Origin of the sequence: Saccharopolyspora sp. CA-218241 (assembly GCF_050954615.1) — a bacterium.
Lineage (GTDB): Bacteria > Actinomycetota > Actinomycetes > Mycobacteriales > Pseudonocardiaceae > Saccharopolyspora > Saccharopolyspora cebuensis.
Genome location: NZ_CP191860.1, coordinates 424287 through 449160, shown reverse-complemented (window position 1 = coordinate 449160; position 24874 = coordinate 424287). Strand labels below are relative to the sequence as shown.

Genomic DNA, 24874 nt, shown 5'->3' with positions numbered 1-24874 from the left:
CTCCCCGGCGCGGGGGCTTCCCGGTGGGTGGGCCCGGTGCGGAGCTGCTGGCCGACCTGCGCGAGCTGCACCTGCGGGCGCAGGACGTCAGCCTGCACTGGGTGCTCGCCGGGCAGGCGGCCCAGGCGGTCGGCGACCAGGGGTTGCTCGGGCTGGTGTCGGCGGCGCACGCCGAGACCCGCACCCAGGCCCGGTGGATCACGACCCGCCTCAAGCAGGCCGCACCCCAGGTCCTCGCCCGCGACTGACCTCCGTCCCACCATTTGAACCGGGTGAGGGGCACCCTGTACCACGTCACGTGGTGCAGGGTGCCCCTCACTCCATTCCCCTCACCCGTTCGAGACGTGAGTGAGGGGCACCCTTGCCCCAGTTAGGGGTTCTTTCAGAATGCGGCGGAGCCGCATGCGGTGGGGCACGCAGCTCGCACCGCCGCGGGTTCTCAGCGGTCTTCTCGCGAGGACAGCCGTGACGCCGTGTACGAAGTGGGTACATCAGGAACGGCTCCCGGAGCGAGAAGACCGCTGAGGTTCCGCCACCGGCACCGCCACGCAAACCATTCTGAAAGCGGTCCTTACTTGGACAAGGGTGCCCCTCACCTGGGTCCGGTCAGCGGCGCACCGGGTCTGCCGTGCGGGACGCGACGAAGCCCGGGCGTCGGCCGGTCGCGGCGAACGGCTCCACCGGGGCGTTGTCCACGCTGTTGAACACGATGAAGATGTTCGACCGCGGGTACGGCGTGATGTTGTTGCCCGAACCGTGCATCGAGTTCGAGTCGAACCACAGCGCCGAACCGGCGGGCCCGGTGAACTGCTCGATCCCGTGCTCGTAGGCGAGCTTGGTGATGTCGTCCTCGGTCGGGACGCCGATCTTCTGCTCCTTCAGCGACGACTTGTAGTTGTCGTCGGGCGTCTCACCGATGCAGGAGACGAACGTCCGGTGCGCGCCCGGCATCAGCATCAGGCCGCCGTTGAACGGGTAGTTGTCGGTCAGCGCGACCGACAGGCTCACGGCGCGCGGGCCCGGCATCCCGTCCTCGGCGTGCCAGGTCTCGAAGTCCGAGTGCCAGTAGAAGCCGGTCCCCCGGTAGCCGGGCATGTAGTTGATCCGGCTCTGGTGGACGTACACGTCGGACCCGAGCAACTGCCGCGCGCGGTCCAGCACCCGCGGATCGCGGACCAGTTCGTGCACCAGCTCGCTGAGCACGTGCACCTCGAAGATCGAGCGGACCTCGTTGGACTTCGCCTCGATCACGGTGCGCTCGTCGGCGCGGACCGAGTCGTCGGTGGTCAGGCGTTCGAGCTCCTGCCAGTACGCCTGGACCTCGGCCGGGGACAGCAGCCCCTCGACGATGTGGAAGCCCTTCGCGTCGTGCGAGGCCAGCTCCGCGCTGGTCGCCGGTCCGGAATCGACGCCCGGCCAGACCACCGGGTCGGTGCGGTCGAGCATGGCCGATTCGGCGCTCACTCGGGTCGGGTACCGATCCTGAGTGCTCACATCGGCGACGGTCATGGTTTGCGCCTCCTTGTCGAATTCCCGCCGGAGCGACTGGTGCCCGAAGCACCGCCGCCATTTCTCGGTTCCTCGTTCGGGTGGCCCAATTCCCCCGGCTGCGCGACCGGGGGAAGACCTGCCATGCACGTGGCGGGCAACCCCACCGGGGGATTACCCGCCACGCCACGGTCATAAGCGCCGCTTCAGTTGGCGGCCGGCTCGTCGGTCTCGATGATCAGCGGGTACACGCCGTGCTCGTCGTGCACCTCCCGGCCGGTGACCGGCGGGTTGAACACGCACACCGTGCGCATCTGGGTCCGCGGCCGGACCTGGTGCTTGTCGCTGTCGTTGAGGACGTAGATCGAACCCGGGGCGAGCTGGTGCACCTCGCCGGTGGCCTTGTTCTCCACCTCGCCCTCGCCTTCCACGATGAAGACGGCTTCGATGTGGTTGGCGTACCAGAAGTCGTTCACCGTGCCGGCGTAGAGCGTGGTCTCGTGGACCGAGAAGCCGATCTTGTCCTTGGCCAGCACGATCCGCTTGCTCCGCCAGTTCTCCGTCTTGATGTCCGCGTCGGAGTCCTCGATGTCGGTGAGGTGGCGAACGAACACAATGTCCTCCTAGTAGTTCTCCCGGCGGCTCCTCGGCCGCCCAATCAGTGCTCCGGGAACCGGCCGGTCAGGCCAGCACCTCCTGCACCGACTCCCGCACGATCCGCAGCCCCTGCTCCAGCTCCTCGTCGGAGACGGTCAGCGGCGGCATGATCTTGAGGACCTCGCTGTCAGGCCCGGAGGTCTCCATCAGGAGCTTCCGGTCGAACGCGGCCTTGGAGACCTTGCCCGCGACGTTGGTGTCCTCGAAGCCGAGCCCGCGGGCGAGTCCGCGGCCCTTGGCCACCGCACCGCCGTGGGTGTCGACGATCTCCTGCAGCACCTGCCCGACTCGCTCGCCCTTGGCGATGGTCGACTGCTCCAGCTTGTCATCGGCCCAGTACTGGCGGAACGCCTCCGAAGCGGTGACGAAGGCCGGGTTGTTGCCCCGGAAGGTGCCGTTGTGCTCGCCGGGCTCCCAGACGTCGAGCTCCGGCTTGATCAGCGTGGTGGCCAGCGGCATCCCGTACCCGCCGATCGACTTGGACAGGCACACGATGTCCGGTTGGATGCCCGCCTCCTCGAAGGAGAAGAACGGCCCGGTCCGGCCGCAGCCCATCTGCACGTCGTCGACGATCATCAGGATGCCGTGGCTCTGGCACAGCTCGTAGAGGCCGCGCAGCCACTCCGGACGCGAGGAGTTGATCCCGCCCTCGCCCTGGAGCGTCTCGACGATGACCGCGGCGGGCTCGTTGAGGCCGCTGCCGCTGTCCTCCAGCAGGCGCTCGAAGTACAGGAAGTCCGGGTACTGGCCGTCGAAGTAGTTGTCGTACGGCATGGGGGTGGCGTGCACCAGCGGGATGCCCGCGCCGCCGCGCTTCATCGAGTTGCCGGTCACCGACAGCGACCCGAGCGTCATGCCGTGGAAGGCGTTGGTGAAGCTGATCACCGATTCCTTGCCGGTGATCTTGCGCACCAGCTTCAGCGCCGACTCCACCGAGTTGGTGCCGGTCGGCCCGGGGAACTGCACCTTGTAGTTCAGCCCGCGCGGGGCGAGCACGTTCTCGTGGAAGGTGGAGAGGAACTCGGCCTTGGCCACGGTGGCCTGGTCGAGGCCGTGGACCACGCCGTCCCGTTCGATGTACTCCAGGAGTTTGCGTTTGAGCAGCGGGTTGTTGTGCCCGTAGTTGAGGGCCCCGGCACCCGCGAAGAAGTCGAGGTACGGGGTGCCGTCCTCGCCGTAGAGGTAGCTGCCCTGGGCGCGGTCGAACACGGCCGGCCAGGTGCGGCTGTAGCTGCGGACTTCCGATTCCAGGGTCGCGAAGATGTCGTTCACGCCAATCCTCCCCTTGTGCCGCGCCCCGACGTGGGGGCGGGCAATCACAATGGTCTTTTCCCACCCGCGTGGCCGGCCAAACATCCCGGCCGATCACGGTCCGGTAACGGACCTAGTTCGGCGCGAACGGCCCGATGCGGTAGAGGTCCTCGCCGAGGTGCGCGTCGGGGAACAGCTCCGCCGCGAACAGCTCGCTGCGCTCGACGTCGGCGCCCTGCCTGCGCGCGAAGGCGGTGAACAGCTTGATCGAGGGCTCGTTGTCGGGGGTGATGGTCGTCTCCAGGTAGCGCACGCCGCGGTCGAGCACCCGGTCCACCAGGGCGTCGAGCAGCTTGCCCGCGACTCCACCACCGCGCTGGGAAGCATCGACGGCGATCTGCCAGACCACCAGGGTGTCGGGCGCATCCGGCCGGAGGTACCCGGTCACGAAGCCCACCACACCGCCGTCGGTGCGAGCCACCGCTGAGGTGTGCGCGAAATCGCGGCACCACAGGAGGTACGCGTAGGACGAGTTCACATCGAGCACTGCCGAATCGCGTGTGATCCGGTACAGCGCGGGGCCGTCCGCGACGACCGGAGTGTCGATCTCCAACCCTCCGGCAGAACCGCCAGCACCATTCCGACTGTTGATCTGATGGCTCGGTTTATCGCCGGTCATGCTTCGCCAACTTAACAGAACATCACTAACTCGTCAGACATGCAGCCGTTTCCCGCCACGACTACCAGGCACAATGCGATTCAACACGTGAGAAGCACTACACGAACGTTGCCGCGCGCTGCGCGGCGGTGCTAACGAGACCCTCGATCTTGATTTCCGCGCGCGCTGACCTGCGGCGACGCCTGTCCGACAACATCGTTGGCAAATCGTTGGAAAAAGAGATCCGTTCATTTTTCCGGTGAAGCGCGAACGGCCCGCCCGGAGAACCGGACGGGCCGCCTGCCGAGGACTCACACGCCCGCGAGCGAGGAGATCCAATCGCGGTACTCGGTGATGTTGGTGTAGGCGGTGCGGGTGGCGCGGTCGCTCGTCGAGGCGACCCCGACCTGGACGCCGCCGGAGAACATCGGGCCGCCGGAGTCACCGCCGGCCGGGATGCCGTCGCCCCGGCTCGCGCAGACCGCGGTGCCGCCCCGGTAGTCGCTGCACCCGATGTCGGTGACCTGCACGTCGGCGACCTTGAGGATCTGCGACTGGCACTGGATCTCCGGCCGGTCGGTGCAGGTCGCGCCCCAGCCGTAGGTCTGCACGGTGTCGCCGACCGCGACGTCGCCGACCGAGCCCAGCGGCGCGTACTCGGTGTCGACCGCCTGGTCGATGTTCACCAGCGCCAGGTCGGCGGAGGGGTGGGTGTGCACGCCGCCGGGGACCTGCGTGACGTGCACGCCCTGGGTCTGGTCGACGTCGCCGACGTTGAAGCTCACCTCGCCCCCGGCCACGCAGTGCTCCGCGGTCAGCACCCACTCGGGGGCGATGATGCTGGCCGAGCAGTTCTCCTGGCCGTCGATGAACAGCCGGGCCGCCCACGGGGCGCTGTCCACCTCCCGGCCGTCGATGATGAAGGGCTGCACCGCGTCGGCGGGCGGGGCGGGGGCCTCCTGCGGCGCGGGAGCGGCCTGCGCGGGAGCGGTGAAGGCGAGCGCCGCGAGGACGAGCGCGGCGGCTCCGGAGAGGGTGCTGCGTACGGACACGCTGATCTCCTTCGGTCGTGGGGAACCGAAAGCGAGATTTCACTCGTTGGTGTGAAAAGTCCACCGAATGAGCACAAATCGCCACCGGAGATCGGATGCCCCGGGATGCTCTCCCGCCAAGAATGGTGCCGAGACCATTCGCCGGGGAGGCGCACCGTGGAGATCAGCGCGCACCCGCCGGGCACCCCGGCGTGGACCGACGTGACCAGTCCCGACACCGCCGCGTCGGCCGCCTTCTACTCCGGGCTGTTCGGCTGGGAGGTGCGCAGCGGAGGCCCGGCGGCGGGCGGCTACCGGATCTGCACCCTGCGCGGCGCGCCCGTGGCCGGGCTCGGCCCGCAGTTCGAACCGGGCGTGCCACCGTTCTGGACCACCTACTTCGCGGTCACCGACGTCGGGTCCGCCACCGAGGACGTCCGCGCCGCGGGCGGCGAGGTCCTGATGGCGCCGCGGGACGCGCCCGGTCAGGGCCGGGTGGCGGTGCTGGTGGATCCGACCGGGGCGGTGCTGGCGCTGCGGGAACCGACCGGCGGATCGGGCGCCGGACTCGTCGCCGAGCCGGGCGCCCCGGTCTGGCACGAGCTCGCCACCCGCGACCCGGACAAGGCGCGGGGCTTCTACGGGCGCGTGTTCGGCTGGGCCTCGACGGTGCACCCCGGGCCCGTCGACTACACCGAGTGGCTGCTGGGCGGCCGGGGCATCGGCGGGATGCTGCGCCTGGACGACAGCTGGGCGCCGGAGGTCCCGGCGCACTGGCTGGACTACTTCGCCGTCGACGACCTGCCGCGCGCCACCGCCCGGGTCGTCGAACTCGGCGGCGGCATCACCGCCGCGCCCCCGGACCGGCCCGTGGCCGTCGCGCACGACCCCTTCGGCGCCCACTTCGGCCTGCTCGCCCCCGGCTGAACCGACACGCCCGCGCAGCAACGGGACCCCACCTCGCCCGTCACCCGAACGAGGCTTGAGTGAGGGGCACCCTTGTCCCAGGTACTTGGGCAAGGGTGCCCCTCACCTGGTTCGTCTTCACCCGGACGGGGCGACGGCTTCACCCGGACGGGTTGTGAGTGAGGGGCACCTTCATCCGGGTATGTCGGATGAAGGTGCCCCTCACCAGGGACGGCATGTGCTCGTTCGGGTGGTGCTGTGGTCCGGACCGGTCAGCCCGGCGCCGCGTGCGGGCGGGAGCGGGGCGTGCCGTGCCTGCGCTCCCAGCGCCCGCCGCGCGGCTCCCGGTCGTTGGCGATGACCACCGCCACCCACGGCAGCAGGCCGGTCACCACCACCAGCGCGATCGCCAGCCACCACATCCCGGGCAGCAACCCGGCCGCCCCCAGCAGCCCGGCCGCCACGAACCCGGCCAGGTGCAGCACCATCAGCGCCGCGTACACGCGCTTGCGGTGCTTGAGTTCCGCGTCCCCGGTGCGTCCGCGCACCGACGGTCCGTTGCGCACGTCCTGCATGTCCCCACCTCCCGACCCATCGCGTACCCGGGGCCCGTCCGGTTGATGCGACCGGGCCCGCGCCCCGCCTTTCACCGCCCCGCCGTCTTCGGCAAGATCTGCGGGGCGGAGGCGCCGGCGGCAGGCAGGAGAGGACGACAGCGACATGGACGAGCGGATCGAGCAGCGCCTGGAAGAGGTGCGCCAGTTGGCCGAGGACCTGCACCCCGAGCAGATCGAGGTCGAGATCGGCCGCGCCAGGGTCGAGGCGTACCGGGACGGCATGAAGTTCGCCGCGGACTACATCGAGCACGGCCCGCCGCGTCCCAGCGGCTCCGGCCCGGTCATCCCCACCCCGCGGATCTGACGCGGCGGCCGGGCGCGCGCTACGGCGATCCCTCCAGCGCCGCGACGAACGCCGGGTGCGGGTCGGAGATGACGACCTCGGAGCCGTCCGCCGAGGTGCGGGCGCGGGTCACGCGCGGCAGCGAGCCCAGCGCGAACGGCACCGCGGCGACGAGCATCGCGAAGAACCCGAGCACCAGGGCGGCGCCGAGGACCCCGCTCGGCTGACCGGTCACCCAACGCCCCACCAACGCCCCGACGAGCAGCACCGCCCCGCCCCAGAAGGCGACCAGGGAGGCGCCGAACAGCAGCGCCCGGCGGCGGGCGCACGCCCGGCACAGCGGCCAGCCCCGCACGTGCGTCACGCGCACCGCGCGGGCCCGCTCACCGATCCGGCCCGCCGCGCCGAGGAGGTTGCCGCTGAGCAGGCGGGAACCCTGGACCTCGACCTTCGATTGCAGCGCGAAGTCGACCGACCGCGCCCGCTGCGCACCATGCCGGACGCACCGCGCGGGCAACCCGCCCGGCGCCCCGGCCAGCGCCGCCGGGATGCGCACCTCCGGTCGCCCGGGCTCAGGCATGACGATTACCCCCGAACGGGGGACATGGTGTCACTGGCATGGTAGGACCGTACCCCGGCGGCTGCCCGCATCGGCGGGCGTTCGCCGCGCGCCCGGGCACGGGCGGCGCGCGGAAACGGGAAAGGGAAGACATGGGGGAATTCAAAGCCGATCCCGCGAGCATCGGCGAATTCGGCGTGAAGCTCGAAGGAATGACCGGCGACGCCGAACAGGCGAAGGCGTACGTCGACAAGTGGATCAGCTTCGGCTATTCCGAGGGCCGGATGTTCGCCACCGCGGTGGAGGCGGCGGAAGAGGCGCGGACGATGCTCACCGAGAACTACCGGAAGCTCGCCGAGGTGCAGCGGGGAGCCGCCGAGGAGGTCGGCAGGACCGCGAAGTTCTACGAGCGGACCGACCGCGAGCAGGCAGAACGCCTCGACCGCAGCTACGACTGAGCAGGAAGGCCACCGCCATGAGCCGATCCCCCGCTTCCGTCCTCGTGGAGCCGACCCCGTCCGATCCGATCCCGGACCTGGTCGAGAACGTCCTCGGCGCCAGCCAGTACATCAGCCTCTCGTACTGGGTCGGCCAAGCCGCCGACATGGTGTGCGGGGTCAATCCGTGGGTGTGGGTCGCCGAGCAGTTCGCCGGTGATTGGGAGGTCGTCCAGAAGGCCGGAGTGGCGCTGGAGAACCTCGCCGAGTTCAACGTCGAATTCGCGCTCGGGACCAAGAGCGCGATGGAAGCCGCGGCGCAGGACTGGCAGGGAAACGCCGCTGATGGTGCCTCCGATTACTTCGCGAAGCTGAGCGAGGCGATCAAGGCGCAGGAGGAGACGCTGCGGGATCTGAGCCAGCAGTTCAAGGACATGGCCATCGGGATGTACGAGACGGCCAACTCCCTGAAGGGGCTGCTGGAGATGCTGCTCGACCTGCTGATCGCCATGGGCCTGGAGCTGGCCGCCGCAGCCGCCAGCAGTTGGACCGTCGTCGGGCCGATCCTGTCGGGCGCGGCCTTCGCCGCCACCCTGACCAAGGCCATGGGCGTCTGGGGCCAGGCGGTGCAGGCGCACACCCTCGCGTGGAACCTCTGCCAGGGCTTCGTCGGCGTCGTCGCGGGTTACGCGACGGCGCTGCGCGACATCGACGAGCACGCCCTGCCCGGCACCACCTACGACCACCCCGGAGCATGACACCGTGAACGCCAAGGACGAGGAACCCGTGCTCGACGTCGCCCGGGGCGACGCGGCCCTGTCGCAGCACCTCCGGAACTCCCTGCGGCTGCTCCGCGGCAAGGTCGACGACCCGCACTTCAGGTCGATGGTCGACGACGTCCTCGCGGGCGAGAAGGGCCTGCGCGACACCCTCACCTCCCCGCAGTTCGCCGCGGCGCTGGATCCGCTGGTCCAACGGGGGGCCGAGGAGTACTCGAAGCTGTCCGAAGCCGAGCGCGAGGAACTTGCGCGCACCGGCGAGGAGCAGTTCGAGGCGATGCGGCGACCGGACCCGCCCGCGGACGGCAGAGCACGGCCCGCCGAGGAGGAGGACGAGGACTTCAGCGACGAGGACTGGCTGCGCTGACCGCGCCCGCGACGCCCGCCGCGCCCGCACCGAGGTGCGGCGGGCGTTGTCGCGTTCGGGCGTGGAGCCGCTGAGGGGACTCGAACCCCTGACCATCCGCTTACAAGGCGGGCGCTCTACCGGCTGAGCTACAGCGGCGCGCACCCGCGCCGCGGGTGCGGGGACATCGTAAGCACCCCCGCCGGAGGTCCGGTGCGGCGGTGCTGGGAGCACCCCCGGCGCACCGCCCCCCGCACTCCTCGGCGACCCTCGGGGAACCGGCGATGACCTGCACGAATCACCGGGTGCGCGACGACACGCCCGCAGTGATGGACGCCATACGCCAGGCGTGCAACGGTCGAGCCATGACGTCCGATGCCCGAGGGGAAGATCATGCGTCCGGGCCCGCCCGAAAGGGGGGTCGGCAACGGGGGAGGCAAGCAGTGGGAATCTCGCACCGCGCTCGCGGTGTGCTTCGACGTCGCGAACCGGACGTGACCGAGCCGCCGGGCTCGCGCAGCGCCGTGTACGGCCCTGCCCTGCCCGAGGAATCCACGGTCCACCTCGTGCTCGACCTCGGGCTGCGCATCGGTGAGGTCCAGATGGCCAGCGGGGCGGGCGCGTCGGACGTGACCGCCACGATCATCGGCGTGGTCAACGCCTACGGGCTCCCGCACTGCGAGGTCGACGTGATCTACACGTCGATCACCGTCTCCTGCTACCGGGGCACCGACCTGCCGCCGATCACCTCGCTGCGGGTCGTCCGGAACCGCTCCATCGACTACACCCGGCTGGCCGACGCCGAAGACCTGGTCCGCCGGATCACCGCGGGCGAGCTCAGCGCCTCCGACGCCTACGCCGAGCTGGACAAGATCACCACCGCCGCGCACCCCTTCCCGCGCTGGGTGGCCACGGTGGCCTGGGCGGGCATGGCGGCGTCGCTGTCGGTGCTGCTGGCGGGCAGCAGCGCGTCCTGGGAGCTGCCGCTGGTCGCCGCCGCGGCGACCGCGCTGGTGGACCGGATCGGGCGGGTGCTGAACCAGCGCTCGCTGCCGTTCTTCTTCCAGCAGGCGGTCGGCGGCGCGGTGGCCACCAGCGTGGCGCTGGCCGCCTACGCGGTGGGTTTCCTGGCGGACCCGGCGCTGGCGGTGGCCGCGGGCATCATCGTGCTGCTGTCCGGGATGACGGTGGTCGGTTCGATGCAGGACGCGATCACCGGCTACAACGTCACCGCGGCCGGGCGGATCACCGAACTGGCGCTGATGTCGGCGGGGTTGATCGCGGGCGTGGTCTTCGCGCTCTACGTCGGGTTGCGGCTGGCCGGCGTCGACGACTTCGGCGGCGGCCTGGACGCGCAGGACATCGGCCGCGCGGCGGTCGGCACACCGGTGATCTACGTGCCGCTGCAACTCCTGGCCGGGGCTTCCACGTCGGTGTGCTTCGCGCTGGCCAGCTACGCCCCGCCGCCGCCGCTGCTGCTGGCCGGGGCCGGCGGCGCGATGGCCGCGGCGGTCCACTCGGTGCTCACCGGGATCACCGGCGTGCACACCGTGCTGGCCAGCGCCATCGCCACCACCCTGGTCGGTCTGGCCGGGGGTGTCGTGGCGCGGCGGCTGCGGATCCCGGCGCTGGTGGTCGCGGTGTCCGGCGTCGCGCCGCTGCTGCCGGGGTTGGCGACCTACCGCGGCCTCTACGAGCTTTCGGTGCTCGGCAGCCCGACCGGGCTGAGCACGCTGTTCCTCGCGGTGGCGACCGGGCTGGCCCTGGGCGCGGGCGTGGTCCTCGGCGAGTTCCTGGCGCAGCCGTTCCGGACCGGGCTCGGCCGCCTGGAGCGGCGGATCTCCGGCCCGCGGATGTCCGGACCGCTGCGGCCCACCGAACGCCGCCTGGACTGAACCCGCCGCGCGGGATTCGAAGCGAGTTCACGAACGGGCGACGTCGCCGGACGTCACCGGCATCACCCGTTACACCGGGCGCGCACTGGGTACTAGACCGGACGGGGAAAGAGGAGTGGTCAACGCTGCGCTGATCGACTCCAAGCGGACCACGCGAGCGCGGGCGGTGTTGACTAGCCTCGCAACAGGTGGACGCCACAGGCGGGAGGCTGACCGGTGAGCAAGGGCAACTCGCCCATCCGTGCTGATTTCGTGGTGGTGGCGAACCGGCTGCCGGTCGACCTGGAGCGCATGGAGGACGGCACCCAGCGCTGGCGGCACAGCCCCGGCGGCCTGGTCACCGCGCTGGAGCCGTTCCTGCGCGCCCGCCGCGGCGCCTGGGTCGGCTGGCCCGGCATCGCCGACTTCGAGGTGGAGCCGTTCGCCGACGACGACCTCCAGCTCTACCCGGTGCCGCTGTCGGCGGAGGAGTTCGCCGAGTACTACGAGGGCTTCTCCAACGCGACGCTGTGGCCGCTGTACCACGACGTGGTGGTCGCGCCGGAGTTCCACCGCGGCTGGTGGAACAGCTACCGGCGGGTCAACCGGCGGTTCGCCGAGGCGGCGGCCGAGGTCAGCGCCGAGGGCGCGACCGTGTGGGTGCAGGACTACCAGCTCCAGCTGGTGCCCGCGATGCTGCGGGAACTGCGCCCGGACCTGCGGATCGGCTTCTTCCTGCACATCCCGTTCCCGCCGGTCGAGCTGTTCATGCAGCTCCCGTGGCGGACCGAGATCGTGCGCGGGCTGCTGGGCGCCGACCTGGTGGGCTTCCACCGGCCGGGCGGCGCGCAGAACTTCCTGTGGCTGGCCCGGCGGCTGGCGGGCTTCGAACCCAGCCGGGGGCAGGTCGGGGTCCGCTCCAGACCGGGCGTGGTGCAGGTCGGCGACCGCACCGTGCGGGTCGGCGCGTTCCCCATCTCGATCGCCTCGGCCGAGATGGACAAGCTCGCCCGCACCAAGGAGATCCAGAAGCGGGCCAAGGAGATCCGCGCCGAGATGGGCAACCCGAGCCGGATCATGCTCGGCGTCGACCGGCTCGACTACACCAAGGGCATCGACGTGCGGCTGCGCGCGATGCACGAACTGCTCGACGAGGGCCAGATCCAGGCCGACGACGTCAAGCTGATCCAGATCGCCACGCCCAGCCGGGAACGCATCGAGCACTACAAGCAGATGCGCGAGGACATCGAACGGGCGGTCGGCCGGATCAACGGCGAGTTCGGCCGCGTCGGTCACCCACCCGTGCACTACCAGCACCACTCGGTCGACAAAAAGGAGCTCGTCGCCTTCTACGCCGCGGCCGACGCGATGATCGTCACGCCGGTACGCGATGGGATGAACCTGGTCTGCAAGGAGTACGTGGCCTGCCGCCCCGACCTGGGCGGGGCGCTCGTGCTGAGCGAGTTCGCGGGCGCCGCGGCGGAGCTGACGAGCGCGTTCCTGGTGAACCCGCATAACCTGGACGGGGTGAAGGACGCGATGCTCGCAGCCCTGAACATCGACGAGGCCGAGGGACGCCGTAGGATGCGCGCATTGCGTAGGCAAGTGCTCACGCACGATGTCGATCGCTGGGCGCGGTCGTTCCTCGAAGCACTGGGCACACCCCTCGCGGACTAGGTGCGAGCAGGCAGTTCACCCCACAACCGGACCGCACTGCGCGCCACGACGGGTCGGCGGCGGCGACCACCGACAGTGACGCGACGTCGATCCGGATCGATCTTCAACACCGACCCCACGCCCCAGAGGAGTATGGCGTTGACCGCCGAAGCCCTGCCCGCTGAGCTGCGCCGCGTCCTGGTGCAGCTGGCGCGGACACCTCGACTCCTGGTCGCCAGCGATTACGACGGCACCCTCGCGCCCATCGTGGCCGATCCGACGCAGGCGAGACCGCTGCCGGAGTCCGTGCACGCGCTGCGCTCCCTCGCGTCCCTGCCGTCCACCACCGCCGCGGTGATCTCCGGCCGGGCGCTGCGCGACCTCGCCACCCTGTCCCGGCTGCCCGCCGAGGTCTACCTCGTCGGCAGCCACGGATCCGAATTCGACGTCGGGTTCGTGCACCAGATGGACGCCGAAGCCACCCGGCTGCGCACCCGGCTCCAGGTCGCGGTGCAGGAGATCGTCGCGGGCAAGCAGGGAGTCACCCTGGAAGCCAAGCCCGCCAGCGTCGCGGTGCACGTGCGCCGCACCGAACCGGACGTCGCCGAGGAGGTGCTCGCCGCGCTCCGCGAAGGACCGGCGAGCTGGGACGGCGTCCAGGTCACCGACGGCAAGGCCGTCGTGGAGCTCGCCGTGGTGCAGACCGACAAGGGCAACGCGCTGGACGCGCTGCGCCACCAGGTCAGCGCCACCGCCGCGATCTTCCTCGGCGACGACGTCACCGACGAGAAGGCGTTCGCCCGGCTGCACGGCCCGGACATCGGCATCAAGGTCGGCGAAGGGGACACCCTCGCCACCTACCGGGTGACCGAGACCGAGGACGTCGCCACCGTGCTCGCGCTGCTCACCGAGGAGCGCCGCACCTGGCTCTACGGCGAGCAGGCCCCGCCGATCGAGCGGCTGACCATGCTGTCCAACGAGCGCAACATCGCGCTGGTCACCCCGGACGCCAAGGTCACCTGGATGTGCCACCCGGCGGCCGATTCGGCGGCGCTGTTCGCCGACCTGCTCGGCGGCACCAGCGCGGGCCACTTCTCGATCCGCCCGAAGTACGGGACCAACGGCACCCAGCGCAGCACGCTGCCGCTGGGCCAGCGCTACGTGCCCAACACCATGACGGTGGAGACCCGCTGGTCCCGGCTGCTGGTCACCGACTACCTGGCGCACGGCACCGAGCAGCACCGCACCGACCTCGTCCGGGTGATCGACGGCGGCACCCGCACCGAGGTCGAGTTCGCGCCCCGGCCGGAGTTCGGCCAGGTCGCGGTCCGGCTCACCCCGGAACCCAACGGGCTGCGCATCCTCGGCACCGCCGAGCCGATGGTGCTGTACTCGCCCGGCGTGCAGTGGGAGATCACCTCCGACGGGATGCACGAGTCGGCCCGCGCCGAACTCGACCTGACCGAGGGTCATCCGGTCGTGCTGGAGCTGCGCTGCGGCACCGAGGACCTCGAAGCCTCCGACCGCACCGAGGAGGAGCGCCGCGACGAGGCCGGCCGGTACTGGGCGGACTGGATGAAGACCCTCACGCTGCCCGAGGTGGAGTCCGAGCTGGTGGCGCGCTCGGCGCTGACCCTGCGCGGCCTGGTCAACCACGACACCGGCGGGATCATGGCGGCCGGAACCACCTCGCTGCCCGAGGAGATCGGCGGCGTCCGCAACTGGGACTACCGGTACTGCTGGCTGCGGGACGGCGCGATGACCGCGCAGTCCCTGGTCACCGTGGGCTCCACCGCCGAGGCCGAGGCGTTCCTGGACTGGCTGCACCGCGTCGTGGACACCATCCCCGGCCCGGAGCGGCTGCGCCCGCTCTACACCCTGCACGGCACCGGGCTCGGCCCCGAGGCCGTGATCGACAGCCTGCCCGGCTACGCCGGTTCGCGTCCGGTGCGCGTCGGCAACCTCGCCGACCAGCAGGTGCAGCTCGACGTGTTCGGCCCGGTCGTGGAGCTGATCACGCACCTCGCGCAGGCCACCGGGGGCATCCGGGACGCCGACTGGCAGCTCGTCAGCGCGATGGCCGAGGCGGTCGCGCGGCGCTGGTTCGAACCCGACCACGGCATCTGGGAGGAGCGCGACCAGCCCCGCCACCACGTGTACTCCAAGGTCATGTGCTGGGTGACGCTGGACCGCGCGGTCAAGCTCGCCGAGGCCTACGGCCGCCGGGTCGAACCGGGCTGGCCGGAGCTGCGCGACCAGATCTCCGAGGACGTGCTCAAGAACGGCTGGCACCCGGACGTCCAGGCGTTCACCACCGCCTACGAGGGCTCCGACCTGGACGCGGCCTCGCTGCACGTCGGCCTGTCCGGGCTGATCGACCCGTCCGACGACCGGTTCCACGCCACGGTCACCGCGATCGAGGCCGAGCTGCGCAGCGGGTCCACCGTCTACCGCTACCGGCGCGACGACGGGCTGCCCGGCGACGAGGGCGGCTTCCACCTCTGCGCGGCCTGGCTGATCGAGGCCTACCTGCTGATCGGCAGGCGCACCGAGGCCGAGGAGCTGTTCCAGCAGATCGTCGACACCGCGGGGCCGACCGGGTTGCTCTCCGAGGAGTACGACCCGATCGCCGAGCGGTCGCTGGGCAACCACCCGCAGGCCTATTCGCATCTAGGCCTGATCCGCTGCGCCCAACTCCTCTCCACGTGAGGGTTCTGCTCGTGGGACGCGGCTCGTTCTGCTTTGCGGTGCGGGTCGCGGAACCTCAGCGGCCTTCTCGCTCCGGGAGCCCCTCCTGATGTACCAAGCGCGTACACGGCGTCGGGGCTGTCCTCGCGAGAAGGCCGCTGAGAACCCGCCCCGGTGCAAGTTGTGAGGGTGGGGTACCGCTGAAGCGGCTTTGCCGCTTGCCTGACGGTTGTCGGCTCGGTTCGGGCGTTGGCTCGGAACCGGCTTCGCCGCTTGGCTGGCGGTGGTTCCGTCGGGTTCGCGGGTGCTGTTCTGGGTGCCCGGTCGGGCGGTCTTCGGTGGGTGAGGGGCACCCTTGTCCCAGTTGCTTGGGCGAGGGTGCCCCTCACTCGTTTGTCCATCGGGTGAACGGTGCGGGGACTCCGGACTTCGGTGCGGGGCGTCGCGGGTCACGTTTCGGCCAACCCGCCGCGGCGGATCGGGGTGCCGTCCTAGGGTCGGGCCCAGTCCAGTGAGGGAGGCGAGGACGTGAGCACTTCGACGGTGCTGACCATCGTGGTCGTGCTGCTGCTGATCATCGTGGTGATCGCGGTGGTCGTCGGGCTGCGGGCCCGCCGGTCGGCGCGTCCGGCGCAGACCTCGACCCCCGCCGATCCGTTCGGCACCGGCGACCAGGATTCGCTGCGCGGTGACCCGCGCGCGCTCAAGGCGAGCGACATCGTGGAGGTCCGGGGCACCACCTACACGGTGCGCGGCAGCCTGCGGTTCGACGAGGGCGGCTGGACCTGGGCCGAGCACCTGCTCGACGACGCCAAAGGCACCCAGGTGTGGCTGGCGGTCGAGGAGGACCCCGACCTCGAACTGTCGCTGTGGACCCCGGTCGAGGACGCGGGTGAACCCGGTGCGGCCACCGTCGAGGTCGGCGGCCGGACCTACCGCTCCGACGAGTCCGGCAGCGCGCGGTTCCGCAGCGAGGCCACCACCGGCCTCGCCGAGCAGGGGGCGATGCGCTACCACGACTACGAATCCGCCGACGGCGGGATGCTGAGCTTCGAGTCCTACGGCGAGGCGGACTGGGAGGCCAGCACCGGCGAGGAGCTGAGCCGCTACGACGTGCAGATCTACCCGAGCGCGGACGGTCGGCGATGAAGGGCAAGCTCTGGTTCGTGCTGGCCGCCATCGCCGCGGTGCTGGCCCTGATCATCGCGATCGTCGCGATCGCGTCGACCGGCACCGGTCCCCGCTCGCACATCGCGGCGACCTACACCCGCGCGGCGCACCTGGACCACCCCGGTGACGACGACAACGCGGCCTACACCAGCCGGAAGCAGCCCTCGGCCGTCGCCGACGACCTCACCCGCCGGTGGGAACCGCAGGCGCGTTCGGTGGACACCACCGGCATCTACCTCCGCTATCCCGACGACGCCGTGATCATCCACCCGCACCCGGGAGGTTCGTTGATCCACGTGATGGAGGTCGAGCGGGCCTACCGGCACTACCACGGCCACGTGAGCAGCGCGTGGGGCTGGTACGGCTACTCCCGCGGCGAAGGGTTCCGCGGCGGCGGCCCGGGGAGCGGGAAGTGAGCGCGCTCGCGCGGACCGTCCTGCTCCCGGCGGGACTGGTCGCGGCGCTGCTGGCCACCGGGGGAACCGCCCACGCCGACGGGCCCGGCTTCTTCGGCGACGACGACGTCATCCGGTACGACCGGACGTCGAGCTACAGCGGTCCGCTGCTGCCCCCGTTCACCCTGACCGACGGCCGGGAGCTCGCCGCCGAACTCGCCGAGGCCGAACGGGCGCACGGGATCTGCTTCGGCTGGGAGCTGCACGACGGCAACACCGACGACCCGCCGGAGCGGGGGTCCAGCCGGGGCCCCGACATCGATGCGGAGAGCTGCGCGCGGTGGGCCGAGGTCCGCGCCACCGTCGCGTGGGACCACCTCAACTACGACGGCGCGGTGGACCTCGTCGTCGCGGCCTCACCGGACCTGCGTCCGCTGCCCTCGGTGGAGGACTTCACCGGCGTCGGCGTCACCGGCGAACGGCTCGTCGAGCACCCGATCGGCACCACCGGGCAGGCCGCCATGGCGCTGCCGCTGCTGCTGGTCGAGACGGGCGCGCTGCCCCCGGCGCCGACCCCGGCGGCAGAACGCGGCGCGCCGCCCCGCCCGCTGCCCGAGATGGACGAGGCCGGGCCGTGGGGCTGGGTGGGCGGACTGGGCGCCTTCGCGGTGCTGGCCGTCGGCTTAGGCGTGCGGGGGCGCATCAAGCACCGGCAGGCCGCCGCGCCCCCGCCACCGCCGCAGGGCCCGCCGCCCGGGATGCCGCCGGGTCCGCCGCAAGGTCCGCCGCCGGGGACGCCGCCGCAGGGTCCGCCGTCCGGGATGCCGCCGGGTCCGCCGCAGGGCATGCCGCCGCAGGGCCCGTGGCCCGGCCCGCCTCCCAGCGGACCGTCCCCGCAGGGGCCCTGGCCCGGTCCGCCGCCCGGTGGCCCGCCGCAGGCGCCGCCCCCGTGGCCGCCGCCCCAGAACCCGCCGCCCCGGCACTGACCCCTCGACACGAGAAGCCCCTCGACACGAGAAGGAAACACCTTGCTCCAGGACCTGCTCTCCGGCCTGCTCGCCGCGGTCGCCTTCGGGGTGATCGGCGTGCTGATGATGGCGCTCGGCTACGTGCTGGTCGACCTGGCCACGCCGGGCCGCCTGCGCGACCTGATCTGGGTGCAGCGCAACCCCAACGCGGCCCTGCTGCTGGTGTCCGGCCTGCTCGGCGTCGGCATCGTGCTCACCACGGCCATCGCCGCCAGCGCCGACGACCTGGTCACCGGACTGGTCGGCACCCTCGCCTACGGCCTGCTCGGGCTGCTCATGATGAGCCTGTCGTTCCTGCTCATCGACGCCCTCACCCCCGGCAAGCTGGGCGACGAGCTCGCCTCGCCGAACCTGCACCCGGCGACCTGGGTGTCGGCGAGCGCGCACGTGGTGATCGCCGTGATCATCGCGGCGGCGATCTGGTGACCGCCCTCCCCCGATGAGCACCACCACCGAGGCGACCGGCGCCGACGACGCAGCGGCCCCGCGCTCCCCGCGCGGTCGGCCGAAGCGGCTGGCGGTGCTGGTCGCCGCGTTCGTCTGCGCGGCCTGCGGCCTGGTCTACGAGCTGGCCTTGGTCGCGCTCGGCAGCTACCTGATCGGCGACACGGTCGGGCAGGCGTCCATCGTGCTGTCGCTGATGGTGTTCGCGATGGGCGTCGGCGCGCTGGCCGCCAAACCGCTGCAGCGCTGGGCCGACGTCTCGTTCGCCGCGATCGAGCTGGCGCTGGCGCTGCTCGGCGGGCTCAGCGTGCTGCTGCTGTACGCGGCGTTCGCCTGGCTGAGCCTCTACATGCCCGCGCTGATCGTCATGTCGCTGGTGCTGGGCGCCCTGATCGGCGCGGAGATCCCGCTGCTCATGGTGCTGCTCCAGCGCATCCGGCGGCAGGACGCGGGGTCTGCGGTGGCCGACATGTTCGCCGCCGACTACGTCGGCGGGCTGATCGGCGGGCTGGCCTTCCCGTTCCTGCTGCTGCCGCTGTTCGGGCAGATCCAGGGCGCGCTGGTGGTCGGGATGCTCAACGCCGCCGCCGGGCTCGGCCTGGTGCTGACGGTGTTCCGGCGCGACCTGTCGCGGCGGGTCCGGCTGCTGCTCACCGCCGCCTCGCTGCTGGTCGGCGGGGTGCTGGTGGGCGCCTACGCGTTCGCCGACGACTTCGAGGTCACCGCCCGGCAGGCGCTGTTCGCCGATCCCGTGGTGCACGCCGAGCGCACTCCCTACCAGGAGGTCGTGCTCACCGAGGAGGCGTCGCTGAGCGGGAACCGGGACACCCGGCTCTACCTCAACGGCGACCTCCAGTTCAGCTCCGTCGACGAGTACCGCTACCACGAGGCGATGGTGCACCCGGCGATGAACGGGCCCCGGCGCAGCGTGCTCGTGCTCGGCGGCGGTGACGGGTTGGCGCTGCGCGAGGTGCTGCGCTACCCCGACGTCGAGGATGTCGTGCTCGTCGAGCTCGACCCGGCCGTGGTGCGGCTCGCCCAGGAGAACCCGCGGCTGCGCGACCTCAACGACGACGCGTTCGCCGACCCCCGGGTGCGCACCGTCGCCGCCGACGCCTTCGCCTGGCTGCGGGAGAACCGGCAGCGCTTCGACGTCGTGCTGGTCGACATGCCCGACGCCGACTCCACCGCCACCGCCAAGCTCTACTCCACCGAGTTCTACGGCTTGGTCCGGCACGCGCTGGCCGACGGCGGGCGCGCCGTGGTGCAGGCCGGATCGCCGTACTTCGCCCCCGACGCGTACTGGTGCGTCGAGGTCACCCTGCGCGCCGCCGGGCTGCGCACCACGCCGTACCAGGTCTCGGTGCCCAGCTTCGGCGAGTGGGGCTTCCACCTGGCGTCGGCGGGCGACCCACCGGCGCTGCGGCTGCCCGCCGACGCCCCACCGCTGCGCTCGCTGGACGCGCCGACGTTGCGGGCGGCGGCGAACTTCCCACCGGACCGGGACCGGCCGGCCGAGATGGAGCCGTCCACGCTGATGCACCCGACGATCCTGGAACACGCCAGGGTCGAGTGGCAGAACTACTGACCCGAAGCCCGGCGCCACGACCACCCACCCGGGTGAGGGGCACCCTGTACCCCGTTACGTGGGCCAGGGTGCCCCTCACTCAGGCCCCTTCCGGGTGAAGCGGGGTCAGGGGCCGAACCAGCGTTCCTCCGCGGAGCGGGGCGGGGCCGAGGTGGCGCCGAGGACGAGCTGGGTTTCGAGCAGCACGTGCCGGGGACGACCGGGCTCCGCGGACTCCAGCAGCATCCGGCCCGCCGCGCGGCCCTTCTCCAGCACCGGCTGGCGGACCGTGGTGAGCCCGACGCGTTCGGCGTCCGGTATCCCGTCGAAACCGGTGATGGTGAGGTCCTCCGGCACCCGCAGGCCGCGCTCGCGGGCCTCGGTGAGCGCGCCGAGCGCCAGGATGTCGGAGGTGCAGATGATCGCGGTGATCTCCGGGTCGAGGTCCAGCAGCTGCGCGGCGGCGGTCGCGCCGGAGGCGGTGGTGTGGTCGAAGCGCTCCACCACCGGCACCCGCGCCCAGTCCACCCCGGCCTCGCTGAAGGACTCGGCGAGCGCGGTCAGCCGGGACTTCTGCACGTGGAAGCTGGCGTTGGCCTGCCGGTGCACCGAGGCCGGGCCGTCGTTGCGCCCGCGCGCCAACCGCATGCACAGCACGCCGATGCGGCGGTGCCCCAACGTGATCAGGTGTTCGGCGACGGCCTGCATCGCCCGCACGTCGTCCGGGCCGACCCAGTCGAGGGCGTCGATGCTCGGCTGATCGCTGACCACCACCGGCAGCGGGCGTTCGAGCACCGCGGCCAGGTGCGGGTCGTCCTCCGGCACCGAGTACACGACGAACCCGTCCACCCCGGCGCGGTGCACCGCGGCGACGTCCTCGCGCTCCGGGCTCGCCGGGATCAGCAGCAGCCCGTGCCCGGCGTCCTCGCAGGCCAGCGCGAGCCCTTCGAGGAAGCCGACGGCGCCCGGGTCGCGGAACGCGTAGGACAGGTTCTCGGTGAGCAGCAGTCCCACCGCCCCGGCCTTGCGGGTGCGCAGCGACCGCGCCACCGGGTCCGGCCCCGGGTAGCCGAGCCGGCGAGCCGTCTCCAGGACCCGCTTGCGCAACTCGGGGGACAACTGGTCCGGACGGTTGTAAGCGTTCGAGACCGTGGTCCTGGAGACACCGAGCTCCGCAGCGAGCGAGGCGAGCGTCGCAGGCCGCCGGGCATTCGTTGACCGCGCCATGGAGGAACCGTAACGGTTCAGTACCCGACGGTGAAGCCACCATGATGCAGATCCCACTCGGCGCCGCGCGGTCGCCACGCCGACCGCGGCATGATCACCGGGTGAATTGGTTCATTCGACGGAATGAACTGAACTGGGTTAAGCGGCTACGGTCTCCTACACCGATTCGGGTGAAAGGTGTCACACATGGCCGAGGTCGCCTACGTCAACGCATCGCGCGTCTACCCCGGGACCCCACCGGTCCGCGCGGTCGACCGGTTGGAGCTCCAGGTCGCCGACGGCGAGTTCCTGGTGCTCGTCGGTCCCTCCGGCTCCGGGAAGTCCACCGCGCTGCGGATGCTCGCCGGGCTGGAGGAGGTGGACGAGGGCTCCATCACCATCGGCGGCCAGGACGTCACCAACACCCCGCCGAAGGCCCGCGACATCGCGATGGTCTTCCAGTCCTACGCGCTGTACCCGCACATGACCGTCGCCGAGAACATGGGCTTCGCGCTCAAGCTGCGCAAGACGCCCAAGGACGTGATCAAGCAGAAGGTCACCGAGGCGGCGGCCATGCTCGACCTGGAGAAGTACCTCGACCGCAAGCCCAAGGCGCTCTCCGGCGGTCAGCGGCAGCGGGTCGCGATGGGCCGCGCCATCGTCCGCGAGCCCAGCGTGTTCCTGATGGACGAGCCGCTGTCCAACCTCGACGCCAAGCTGCGCGTGGAGACCCGCGCCAACATCGCCGCCCTGCAGAAGCGGCTCGGCACCACCACGATCTACGTCACCCACGACCAGGTCGAGGCGATGACGATGGGCCACCGCGTCGCGGTGCTCAAGGACGGCCTGCTGCAGCAGTGCGCCACCCCGCGCGAGCTCTACGAGAACCCGGCCAACGCGTTCGTCGCCGGGTTCATGGGCTCGCCGGCGATGAACCTCAAAACGGTGCCGCTGCGGGCCGACGGCGCGGTGCTCGACGGGCGGACGATCCCGCTGCCCCGGACCGCGCTGGAGGCCGCCGGGTCCATCCCGGAGATCACCTTCGGCGTGCGGCCGGAGGCGCTGAGCCTGACCTCCGAGACCGAGGGCGGGATGAAGATGCTCGTCGAACTGGTGGAGGAGCTCGGCGCGGACGCGCTGATCCACGGCTCCATCGACGTGGACGGCTCGATGGAGCGGTTCGTGGTCCGCGCCGACGGCCGCACCCCGCCCGCCATCGGCCAGCAGGTCACCGTCGCCCTGCGCGACTCCGACGAGGTCCACCTCTTCCACCCGGAGACCGGCGCCCGCATCCCCGCCTGACACGAGTGAGGGGCACCCCGCACCACGCGACGTGGTGCGGGGCGCCCCTCACTCAGCTCAGGATCGGATGATCAGCGGAGCCGGTCGATCTCCTGGGTGGGCGGATCGGTCCGGTCGTCCCCGTCGACCCGGGCGAACTGGTCGGTCGGTAATTCACCGGCCTGCTGCTTCTCCTGGCGCACGCGCATGATCCGCTTGACGATGAACACGACGATCGCGAGCGCGCAGATCGCCACGACGGCCTTGGACAGGATGCCCGCGTACTGCTCCACCAGGTGCCAGTTCTCCCCGAGGAAGTACCCGGCGAGCACGAAGATCGTGTTCCAGACCAGGCTGCCCAGCGTGGTGAACAGGACGAACGTGGTGAGCTTCATCCGCTCGATGCCCGCGGGCAGCGAGATGAAGCTGCGGAACAGCGGGATCATCCGGCCGAAGAAGACCGCCTTGACCCCGTGCTTGGCGAACCACGCCTCGGTCTTGTCGATGTCCTCGATCTTGATCAGCGGGATCTTCGCGGCGATCGCCCGGGTGCGGCGGCGGCCCAGCGCGGCGCCGATCCAGTAGAGGACCAGCGCGCCCAGCAGCGACCCGAGCGTGGTCCACAGGATCGCGCCGACCACGCTCATGTTCCCCTGGCTCGCGGTGAAGCCGGCGAGCGGCAGGATCAGCTCGCTGGGGATCGGGGGGAACACGTTCTCGATGGCGATGATCAGCCCGGCGCCGGGCCCGCCGAGTGCCTCCATCACCGAGATCACCCAGGCGGTGAAGCCGGTCGGCTCGGCGGTGGTGGACGCTAACGGCAACAACGGCATGTGCGGCTCCGGAGTCGGGGTGTCGGTGTGTCCGTTGTACCTATGATTCCAGCGGCTGCGCTGCGAACCGCAACCGGCCGGGTGATGTCGGCCATGCTCACCGCCGAACGCACGCACGGCACCGGGTTTCACCTGGACGGCTGATGAGTGAGGGGCACCTGCATCCGGCCATGTCGGATGCAGGTGCCCCTCACCAGGGGCGGGATCGCTCGTTGGGGCGGTCGTGCGGGCGCGGGGACCGGGTGGTGGCGCGGGTCGCGGACGGGCGCTGGGAAGGTGTACCGCGGAGGTGGGGACGGTGCAGCAGGTGCGCGAGGAGGACCGGAAGCCGGGCGGTGGGGTGCTCACCGCGTTCGGCGCGCTGGTGACGGCGGTCTTCGTGGTGTGGGCGGTGCTGCCGCTGACCGGCTTGGACACCCACCGCTACGTCATCGCGCTGGTGTCGCTGACGCCCTACGCCGTGCCCTGCGGGGCGCTGCTGCTGGTGGTGGCCCTGATGCTGCGGCGCTGGCTGATCGCGCTGGTGGTGGCGTTGACCACCGCCGGGCTGGTGGTGGGCGTCGCGCCCCGCGCCCTCACCGACGAGCAGCCGGCGGAGGGCGCGCCGCTGCGGATGCTGTCGATCAACACCCACCTCGGCGAGGCGTCGCCGGAGCGGATCGTGGACCTGGTGCGCACGCACCGGGTGGACGTGCTCAGCGTCCAGGAGCTGACCCCCGGGCTGGCGGCGGCGCTCGACCGCGCCGGGCTCACCGACGTGCTCCCGCACCGCGTCTACCAGCCCGCGCCCGGCGGGGAGGGGACCGGCATCGCCTCCCGGTTCCCCGCCGCGCCGCTGTCGCTGGTGCCCGAGACCACGCTGAACCAGCCCTCGGCCCGGATCGACGTGCCCGGTGCCGGACCCGTCGAGGTGGTCGCGGTGCACCCGATCTACCCGGTGGGCGCCGACACGGCGGGCGCCTGGTCGCGGGAGCTCGCCGCGCTGCCCGACCCCCCGGCCGAGGACGCCCCGCCCCGGGTGCTGGCCGGGGACTTCAACGCCACCCTCGACCACACCCGCGTCCGCGCGATGCTCGGCCGCGGCTACACCGACGCGGCCGACGCCACCGGGAGCGGGCTGCTGCCGACCTGGCCGGACGGCTGGTTCCCGCCGCCGGTGACGATCGACCACGTGCTGGTCAGCGAGGACATCGGGGTGCGCGGTTACCGCACCTACGAGGTCCCCGGCGCCGACCACCGGGCGATCCTGGCGGACCTGGTGGTCACTCCGGGCGGGACTCCTGGATGAGCTCGAACTCCAGCAGGCTCGACCCGCTGGCCACCGGCTGCTGCCGCTCGCCCGCGTGCGCCTCCTTCGCCGAACCACCCAGCCACGCCTGGAAGTCCTCCTCGGACTCCCACTTGGTGTACACGAAGTAGCGGTCCTCGCCCTTGGTCGGGCGCAGCAGCTCGAACCCGAGGAACCCCGGCTGGCCGTCCACCGCGCCCAACCGGGCGGCGAACCGCTTCTCCAGCTCCGGACCAGCGCCCTCCGGCACCTCGATCGCGTTAATCTTCACAACAGCCATGTCGCCACCCTACGGCGCCCGCTGAGCCCCCAACCGGTGTCGCACCTCTCAGCAGCACCACCGCCAGGCAGGGGCGAAGCCGGGGCGCAGCACGCCCGAGCACGAGCTGGCCACCGCCAGGCAAGCGGCGAAGCCGCTTGCGCTTTGCCCCA

General features: G+C 71.5%; 26 protein-coding genes and 1 tRNA gene. 16 read left to right on the top strand and 11 right to left on the bottom strand.

Annotation, left to right across the window (positions count from 1 at the left end):
• The first annotated feature begins 23 nt into the window (after positions 1-23).
• Positions 24-248 carry a hypothetical protein gene (locus ACQP0T_RS02365; RefSeq protein ID WP_433871086.1) on the top strand — a complete coding sequence of 75 codons (225 nt, stop codon included), beginning with the start codon at positions 24-26 and terminating at the stop codon, positions 246-248.
• Between the two features lie 358 nt (positions 249-606).
• Here the strand turns inward: ACQP0T_RS02365 and thpD are convergent, their stop codons facing one another.
• The 5 genes from thpD to ACQP0T_RS02340 all read right to left on the bottom strand — a co-directional run bounded on the left by thpD (position 607) and on the right by ACQP0T_RS02340 (position 5106).
• Complete coding sequence (gene thpD, locus ACQP0T_RS02360; protein ID WP_433871085.1) at positions 607-1509, bottom strand: ectoine hydroxylase; 903 nt, start codon at positions 1507-1509, stop codon at positions 607-609.
• Positions 1510-1694: 185 nt separating this feature from the next.
• Complete coding sequence (locus ACQP0T_RS02355; RefSeq protein ID WP_433871084.1) at positions 1695-2102, bottom strand: ectoine synthase; 408 nt, start codon at positions 2100-2102, stop codon at positions 1695-1697.
• A gap of 67 nt (positions 2103-2169) precedes the next feature.
• The gene (ectB, locus tag ACQP0T_RS02350) at positions 2170-3417 is read right to left on the bottom strand and encodes a diaminobutyrate--2-oxoglutarate transaminase (RefSeq protein ID WP_433871083.1); all 1248 of its coding nucleotides are present in this window, start codon (positions 3415-3417) and stop codon (positions 2170-2172) included.
• Positions 3418-3529: 112 nt separating this feature from the next.
• Positions 3530-4009 (bottom strand): diaminobutyrate acetyltransferase, encoded by a 480-nt coding sequence (ectA, locus tag ACQP0T_RS02345; protein WP_369775648.1) that lies wholly within the window; start codon positions 4007-4009, stop codon positions 3530-3532.
• A 356-nt stretch (positions 4010-4365) separates the two neighbouring features.
• Complete coding sequence (locus ACQP0T_RS02340; protein ID WP_433871082.1) at positions 4366-5106, bottom strand: S1 family peptidase; 741 nt, start codon at positions 5104-5106, stop codon at positions 4366-4368.
• 156 nt (positions 5107-5262) lie between these two features.
• On the opposite strand from ACQP0T_RS02340, the gene ACQP0T_RS02335 reads away from it, so the two are divergent.
• Entirely contained in the window at positions 5263-6012 is a 750-nt protein-coding gene (locus ACQP0T_RS02335) for a VOC family protein (protein ID WP_433871081.1), read from the top strand.
• 251 nt (positions 6013-6263) lie between these two features.
• Here ACQP0T_RS02335 and ACQP0T_RS02330 read toward each other — a convergent pair whose 3' ends face one another.
• Positions 6264-6566 carry a DUF3099 domain-containing protein gene (locus ACQP0T_RS02330; protein ID WP_345368209.1) on the bottom strand — a complete coding sequence of 101 codons (303 nt, stop codon included), beginning with the start codon at positions 6564-6566 and terminating at the stop codon, positions 6264-6266.
• 145 nt (positions 6567-6711) lie between these two features.
• Between ACQP0T_RS02330 and ACQP0T_RS02325 the strand changes: the two genes are divergently transcribed.
• Positions 6712-6912, top strand: coding sequence for a hypothetical protein (locus tag ACQP0T_RS02325; protein ID WP_345368210.1), 201 nt, complete (start codon positions 6712-6714; stop codon positions 6910-6912).
• 19 nt (positions 6913-6931) lie between these two features.
• On the opposite strand, the gene ACQP0T_RS02320 is transcribed toward ACQP0T_RS02325, so the two are convergent.
• Positions 6932-7471 (bottom strand): hypothetical protein, encoded by a 540-nt coding sequence (locus ACQP0T_RS02320; protein WP_433871080.1) that lies wholly within the window; start codon positions 7469-7471, stop codon positions 6932-6934.
• Between the two features lie 131 nt (positions 7472-7602).
• On the opposite strand from ACQP0T_RS02320, the gene ACQP0T_RS02315 reads away from it, so the two are divergent.
• The 3 genes from ACQP0T_RS02315 to ACQP0T_RS02305 are packed head-to-tail and all read left to right on the top strand — an operon-like array spanning position 7603 to position 9033.
• A complete protein-coding gene (locus ACQP0T_RS02315; protein WP_433871079.1) occupies positions 7603-7908 on the top strand; it encodes a type VII secretion target in 306 nt (101 codons plus the stop codon).
• A gap of 17 nt (positions 7909-7925) precedes the next feature.
• Positions 7926-8645: a hypothetical protein gene (locus ACQP0T_RS02310; RefSeq protein ID WP_433871078.1), complete on the top strand. Its 720-nt coding sequence runs from the start codon at positions 7926-7928 to the stop codon at positions 8643-8645.
• A gap of 4 nt (positions 8646-8649) precedes the next feature.
• On the top strand, positions 8650-9033 hold the full coding sequence (locus ACQP0T_RS02305) for a hypothetical protein (RefSeq protein ID WP_345368214.1): 384 nt from the start codon (positions 8650-8652) through the stop codon (positions 9031-9033).
• Positions 9034-9095: 62 nt separating this feature from the next.
• Here the strand turns inward: ACQP0T_RS02305 and ACQP0T_RS02300 are convergent.
• Positions 9096-9171: transfer RNA gene (locus ACQP0T_RS02300), tRNA-Thr, on the bottom strand.
• Between the two features lie 284 nt (positions 9172-9455).
• Here ACQP0T_RS02300 and ACQP0T_RS02295 point away from each other — a divergent pair.
• The 8 genes from ACQP0T_RS02295 to ACQP0T_RS02260 all read left to right on the top strand — a co-directional run bounded on the left by ACQP0T_RS02295 (position 9456) and on the right by ACQP0T_RS02260 (position 19855).
• Positions 9456-10907, top strand: coding sequence for a threonine/serine ThrE exporter family protein (locus tag ACQP0T_RS02295; RefSeq protein WP_433871077.1), 1452 nt, complete (start codon positions 9456-9458; stop codon positions 10905-10907).
• A gap of 216 nt (positions 10908-11123) precedes the next feature.
• Positions 11124-12563, top strand: coding sequence for an alpha,alpha-trehalose-phosphate synthase (UDP-forming) (locus ACQP0T_RS02290; protein ID WP_345368216.1), 1440 nt, complete (start codon positions 11124-11126; stop codon positions 12561-12563).
• 132 nt (positions 12564-12695) lie between these two features.
• Entirely contained in the window at positions 12696-15251 is a 2556-nt protein-coding gene (gene otsB, locus ACQP0T_RS02285; protein ID WP_433871076.1) for a trehalose-phosphatase, read from the top strand.
• A 507-nt stretch (positions 15252-15758) separates the two neighbouring features.
• The gene (locus ACQP0T_RS02280; RefSeq protein ID WP_433871075.1) at positions 15759-16379 is read left to right on the top strand and encodes a DUF4178 domain-containing protein; all 621 of its coding nucleotides are present in this window, start codon (positions 15759-15761) and stop codon (positions 16377-16379) included.
• Positions 16376-16816, top strand: coding sequence for a DUF4247 domain-containing protein (locus ACQP0T_RS02275; protein ID WP_433871074.1), 441 nt, complete (start codon positions 16376-16378; stop codon positions 16814-16816). The genes ACQP0T_RS02280 and ACQP0T_RS02275 overlap by 4 nt, the downstream gene beginning before the upstream one ends.
• The gene (locus ACQP0T_RS02270; RefSeq protein WP_433871073.1) at positions 16813-17781 is read left to right on the top strand and encodes a hypothetical protein; all 969 of its coding nucleotides are present in this window, start codon (positions 16813-16815) and stop codon (positions 17779-17781) included. The genes ACQP0T_RS02275 and ACQP0T_RS02270 overlap by 4 nt, the downstream gene beginning before the upstream one ends.
• A 42-nt stretch (positions 17782-17823) precedes the next feature.
• Entirely contained in the window at positions 17824-18249 is a 426-nt protein-coding gene (locus ACQP0T_RS02265) for a DUF350 domain-containing protein (RefSeq protein ID WP_345358804.1), read from the top strand.
• A gap of 13 nt (positions 18250-18262) precedes the next feature.
• Positions 18263-19855, top strand: a complete 1593-nt coding sequence (locus ACQP0T_RS02260; RefSeq protein WP_433871072.1) for a polyamine aminopropyltransferase — start codon at positions 18263-18265, stop codon at positions 19853-19855.
• Positions 19856-19960: 105 nt separating this feature from the next.
• On the opposite strand, the gene ACQP0T_RS02255 is transcribed toward ACQP0T_RS02260, so the two are convergent.
• A complete protein-coding gene (locus ACQP0T_RS02255; protein ID WP_433871071.1) occupies positions 19961-21061 on the bottom strand; it encodes a LacI family DNA-binding transcriptional regulator in 1101 nt (366 codons plus the stop codon).
• 186 nt (positions 21062-21247) lie between these two features.
• On the opposite strand from ACQP0T_RS02255, the gene ACQP0T_RS02250 reads away from it, so the two are divergent.
• Positions 21248-22342, top strand: coding sequence for an ABC transporter ATP-binding protein (locus ACQP0T_RS02250; RefSeq protein ID WP_433871070.1), 1095 nt, complete (start codon positions 21248-21250; stop codon positions 22340-22342).
• A gap of 71 nt (positions 22343-22413) precedes the next feature.
• Here ACQP0T_RS02250 and ACQP0T_RS02245 read toward each other — a convergent pair whose 3' ends face one another.
• Positions 22414-23154, bottom strand: coding sequence for a DedA family protein (locus tag ACQP0T_RS02245; RefSeq protein WP_433871069.1), 741 nt, complete (start codon positions 23152-23154; stop codon positions 22414-22416).
• A 298-nt stretch (positions 23155-23452) separates the two neighbouring features.
• Between ACQP0T_RS02245 and ACQP0T_RS02240 the strand changes: the two genes are divergently transcribed.
• Positions 23453-24442, top strand: a complete 990-nt coding sequence (locus tag ACQP0T_RS02240) for an endonuclease/exonuclease/phosphatase family protein (protein WP_433871068.1) — start codon at positions 23453-23455, stop codon at positions 24440-24442.
• Here the strand turns inward: ACQP0T_RS02240 and ACQP0T_RS02235 are convergent.
• Positions 24417-24722 carry an antibiotic biosynthesis monooxygenase family protein gene (locus ACQP0T_RS02235; RefSeq protein ID WP_433871067.1) on the bottom strand — a complete coding sequence of 102 codons (306 nt, stop codon included), beginning with the start codon at positions 24720-24722 and terminating at the stop codon, positions 24417-24419. The two genes, ACQP0T_RS02240 and ACQP0T_RS02235, sit on opposite strands and share 26 nt — an antisense overlap.
• Positions 24723-24874 lie beyond the last annotated feature (152 nt).

Excerpts from the sequence above, each read along its gene's own strand:
- thpD (WP_433871085.1), bottom strand. The coding sequence starts at position 1,509 with ATGACCGTCGCCGATGTGAGCACTCAGGATCGGTACCCGACCCGAGTG.
- ACQP0T_RS02330 (WP_345368209.1), bottom strand. The coding sequence starts at position 6,566 with ATGCAGGACGTGCGCAACGGACCGTCGGTGCGCGGACGCACCGGGGAC.
- ACQP0T_RS02325 (WP_345368210.1), top strand. The coding sequence starts at position 6,712 with ATGGACGAGCGGATCGAGCAGCGCCTGGAAGAGGTGCGCCAGTTGGCC.
- ACQP0T_RS02320 (WP_433871080.1), bottom strand. The coding sequence starts at position 7,471 with ATGCCTGAGCCCGGGCGACCGGAGGTGCGCATCCCGGCGGCGCTGGCC.
- ACQP0T_RS02315 (WP_433871079.1), top strand. The coding sequence starts at position 7,603 with ATGGGGGAATTCAAAGCCGATCCCGCGAGCATCGGCGAATTCGGCGTG.
- ACQP0T_RS02310 (WP_433871078.1), top strand. The coding sequence starts at position 7,926 with ATGAGCCGATCCCCCGCTTCCGTCCTCGTGGAGCCGACCCCGTCCGAT.
- otsB (WP_433871076.1), top strand. The coding sequence starts at position 12,696 with ATGGCGTTGACCGCCGAAGCCCTGCCCGCTGAGCTGCGCCGCGTCCTG.
- ACQP0T_RS02275 (WP_433871074.1), top strand. The coding sequence starts at position 16,376 with ATGAAGGGCAAGCTCTGGTTCGTGCTGGCCGCCATCGCCGCGGTGCTG.
- ACQP0T_RS02260 (WP_433871072.1), top strand. The coding sequence starts at position 18,263 with ATGAGCACCACCACCGAGGCGACCGGCGCCGACGACGCAGCGGCCCCG.
- ACQP0T_RS02255 (WP_433871071.1), bottom strand. The coding sequence starts at position 21,061 with ATGGCGCGGTCAACGAATGCCCGGCGGCCTGCGACGCTCGCCTCGCTC.
- ACQP0T_RS02250 (WP_433871070.1), top strand. The coding sequence starts at position 21,248 with ATGGCCGAGGTCGCCTACGTCAACGCATCGCGCGTCTACCCCGGGACC.
- ACQP0T_RS02245 (WP_433871069.1), bottom strand. The coding sequence starts at position 23,154 with ATGCCGTTGTTGCCGTTAGCGTCCACCACCGCCGAGCCGACCGGCTTC.
- ACQP0T_RS02235 (WP_433871067.1), bottom strand. The coding sequence starts at position 24,722 with ATGGCTGTTGTGAAGATTAACGCGATCGAGGTGCCGGAGGGCGCTGGT.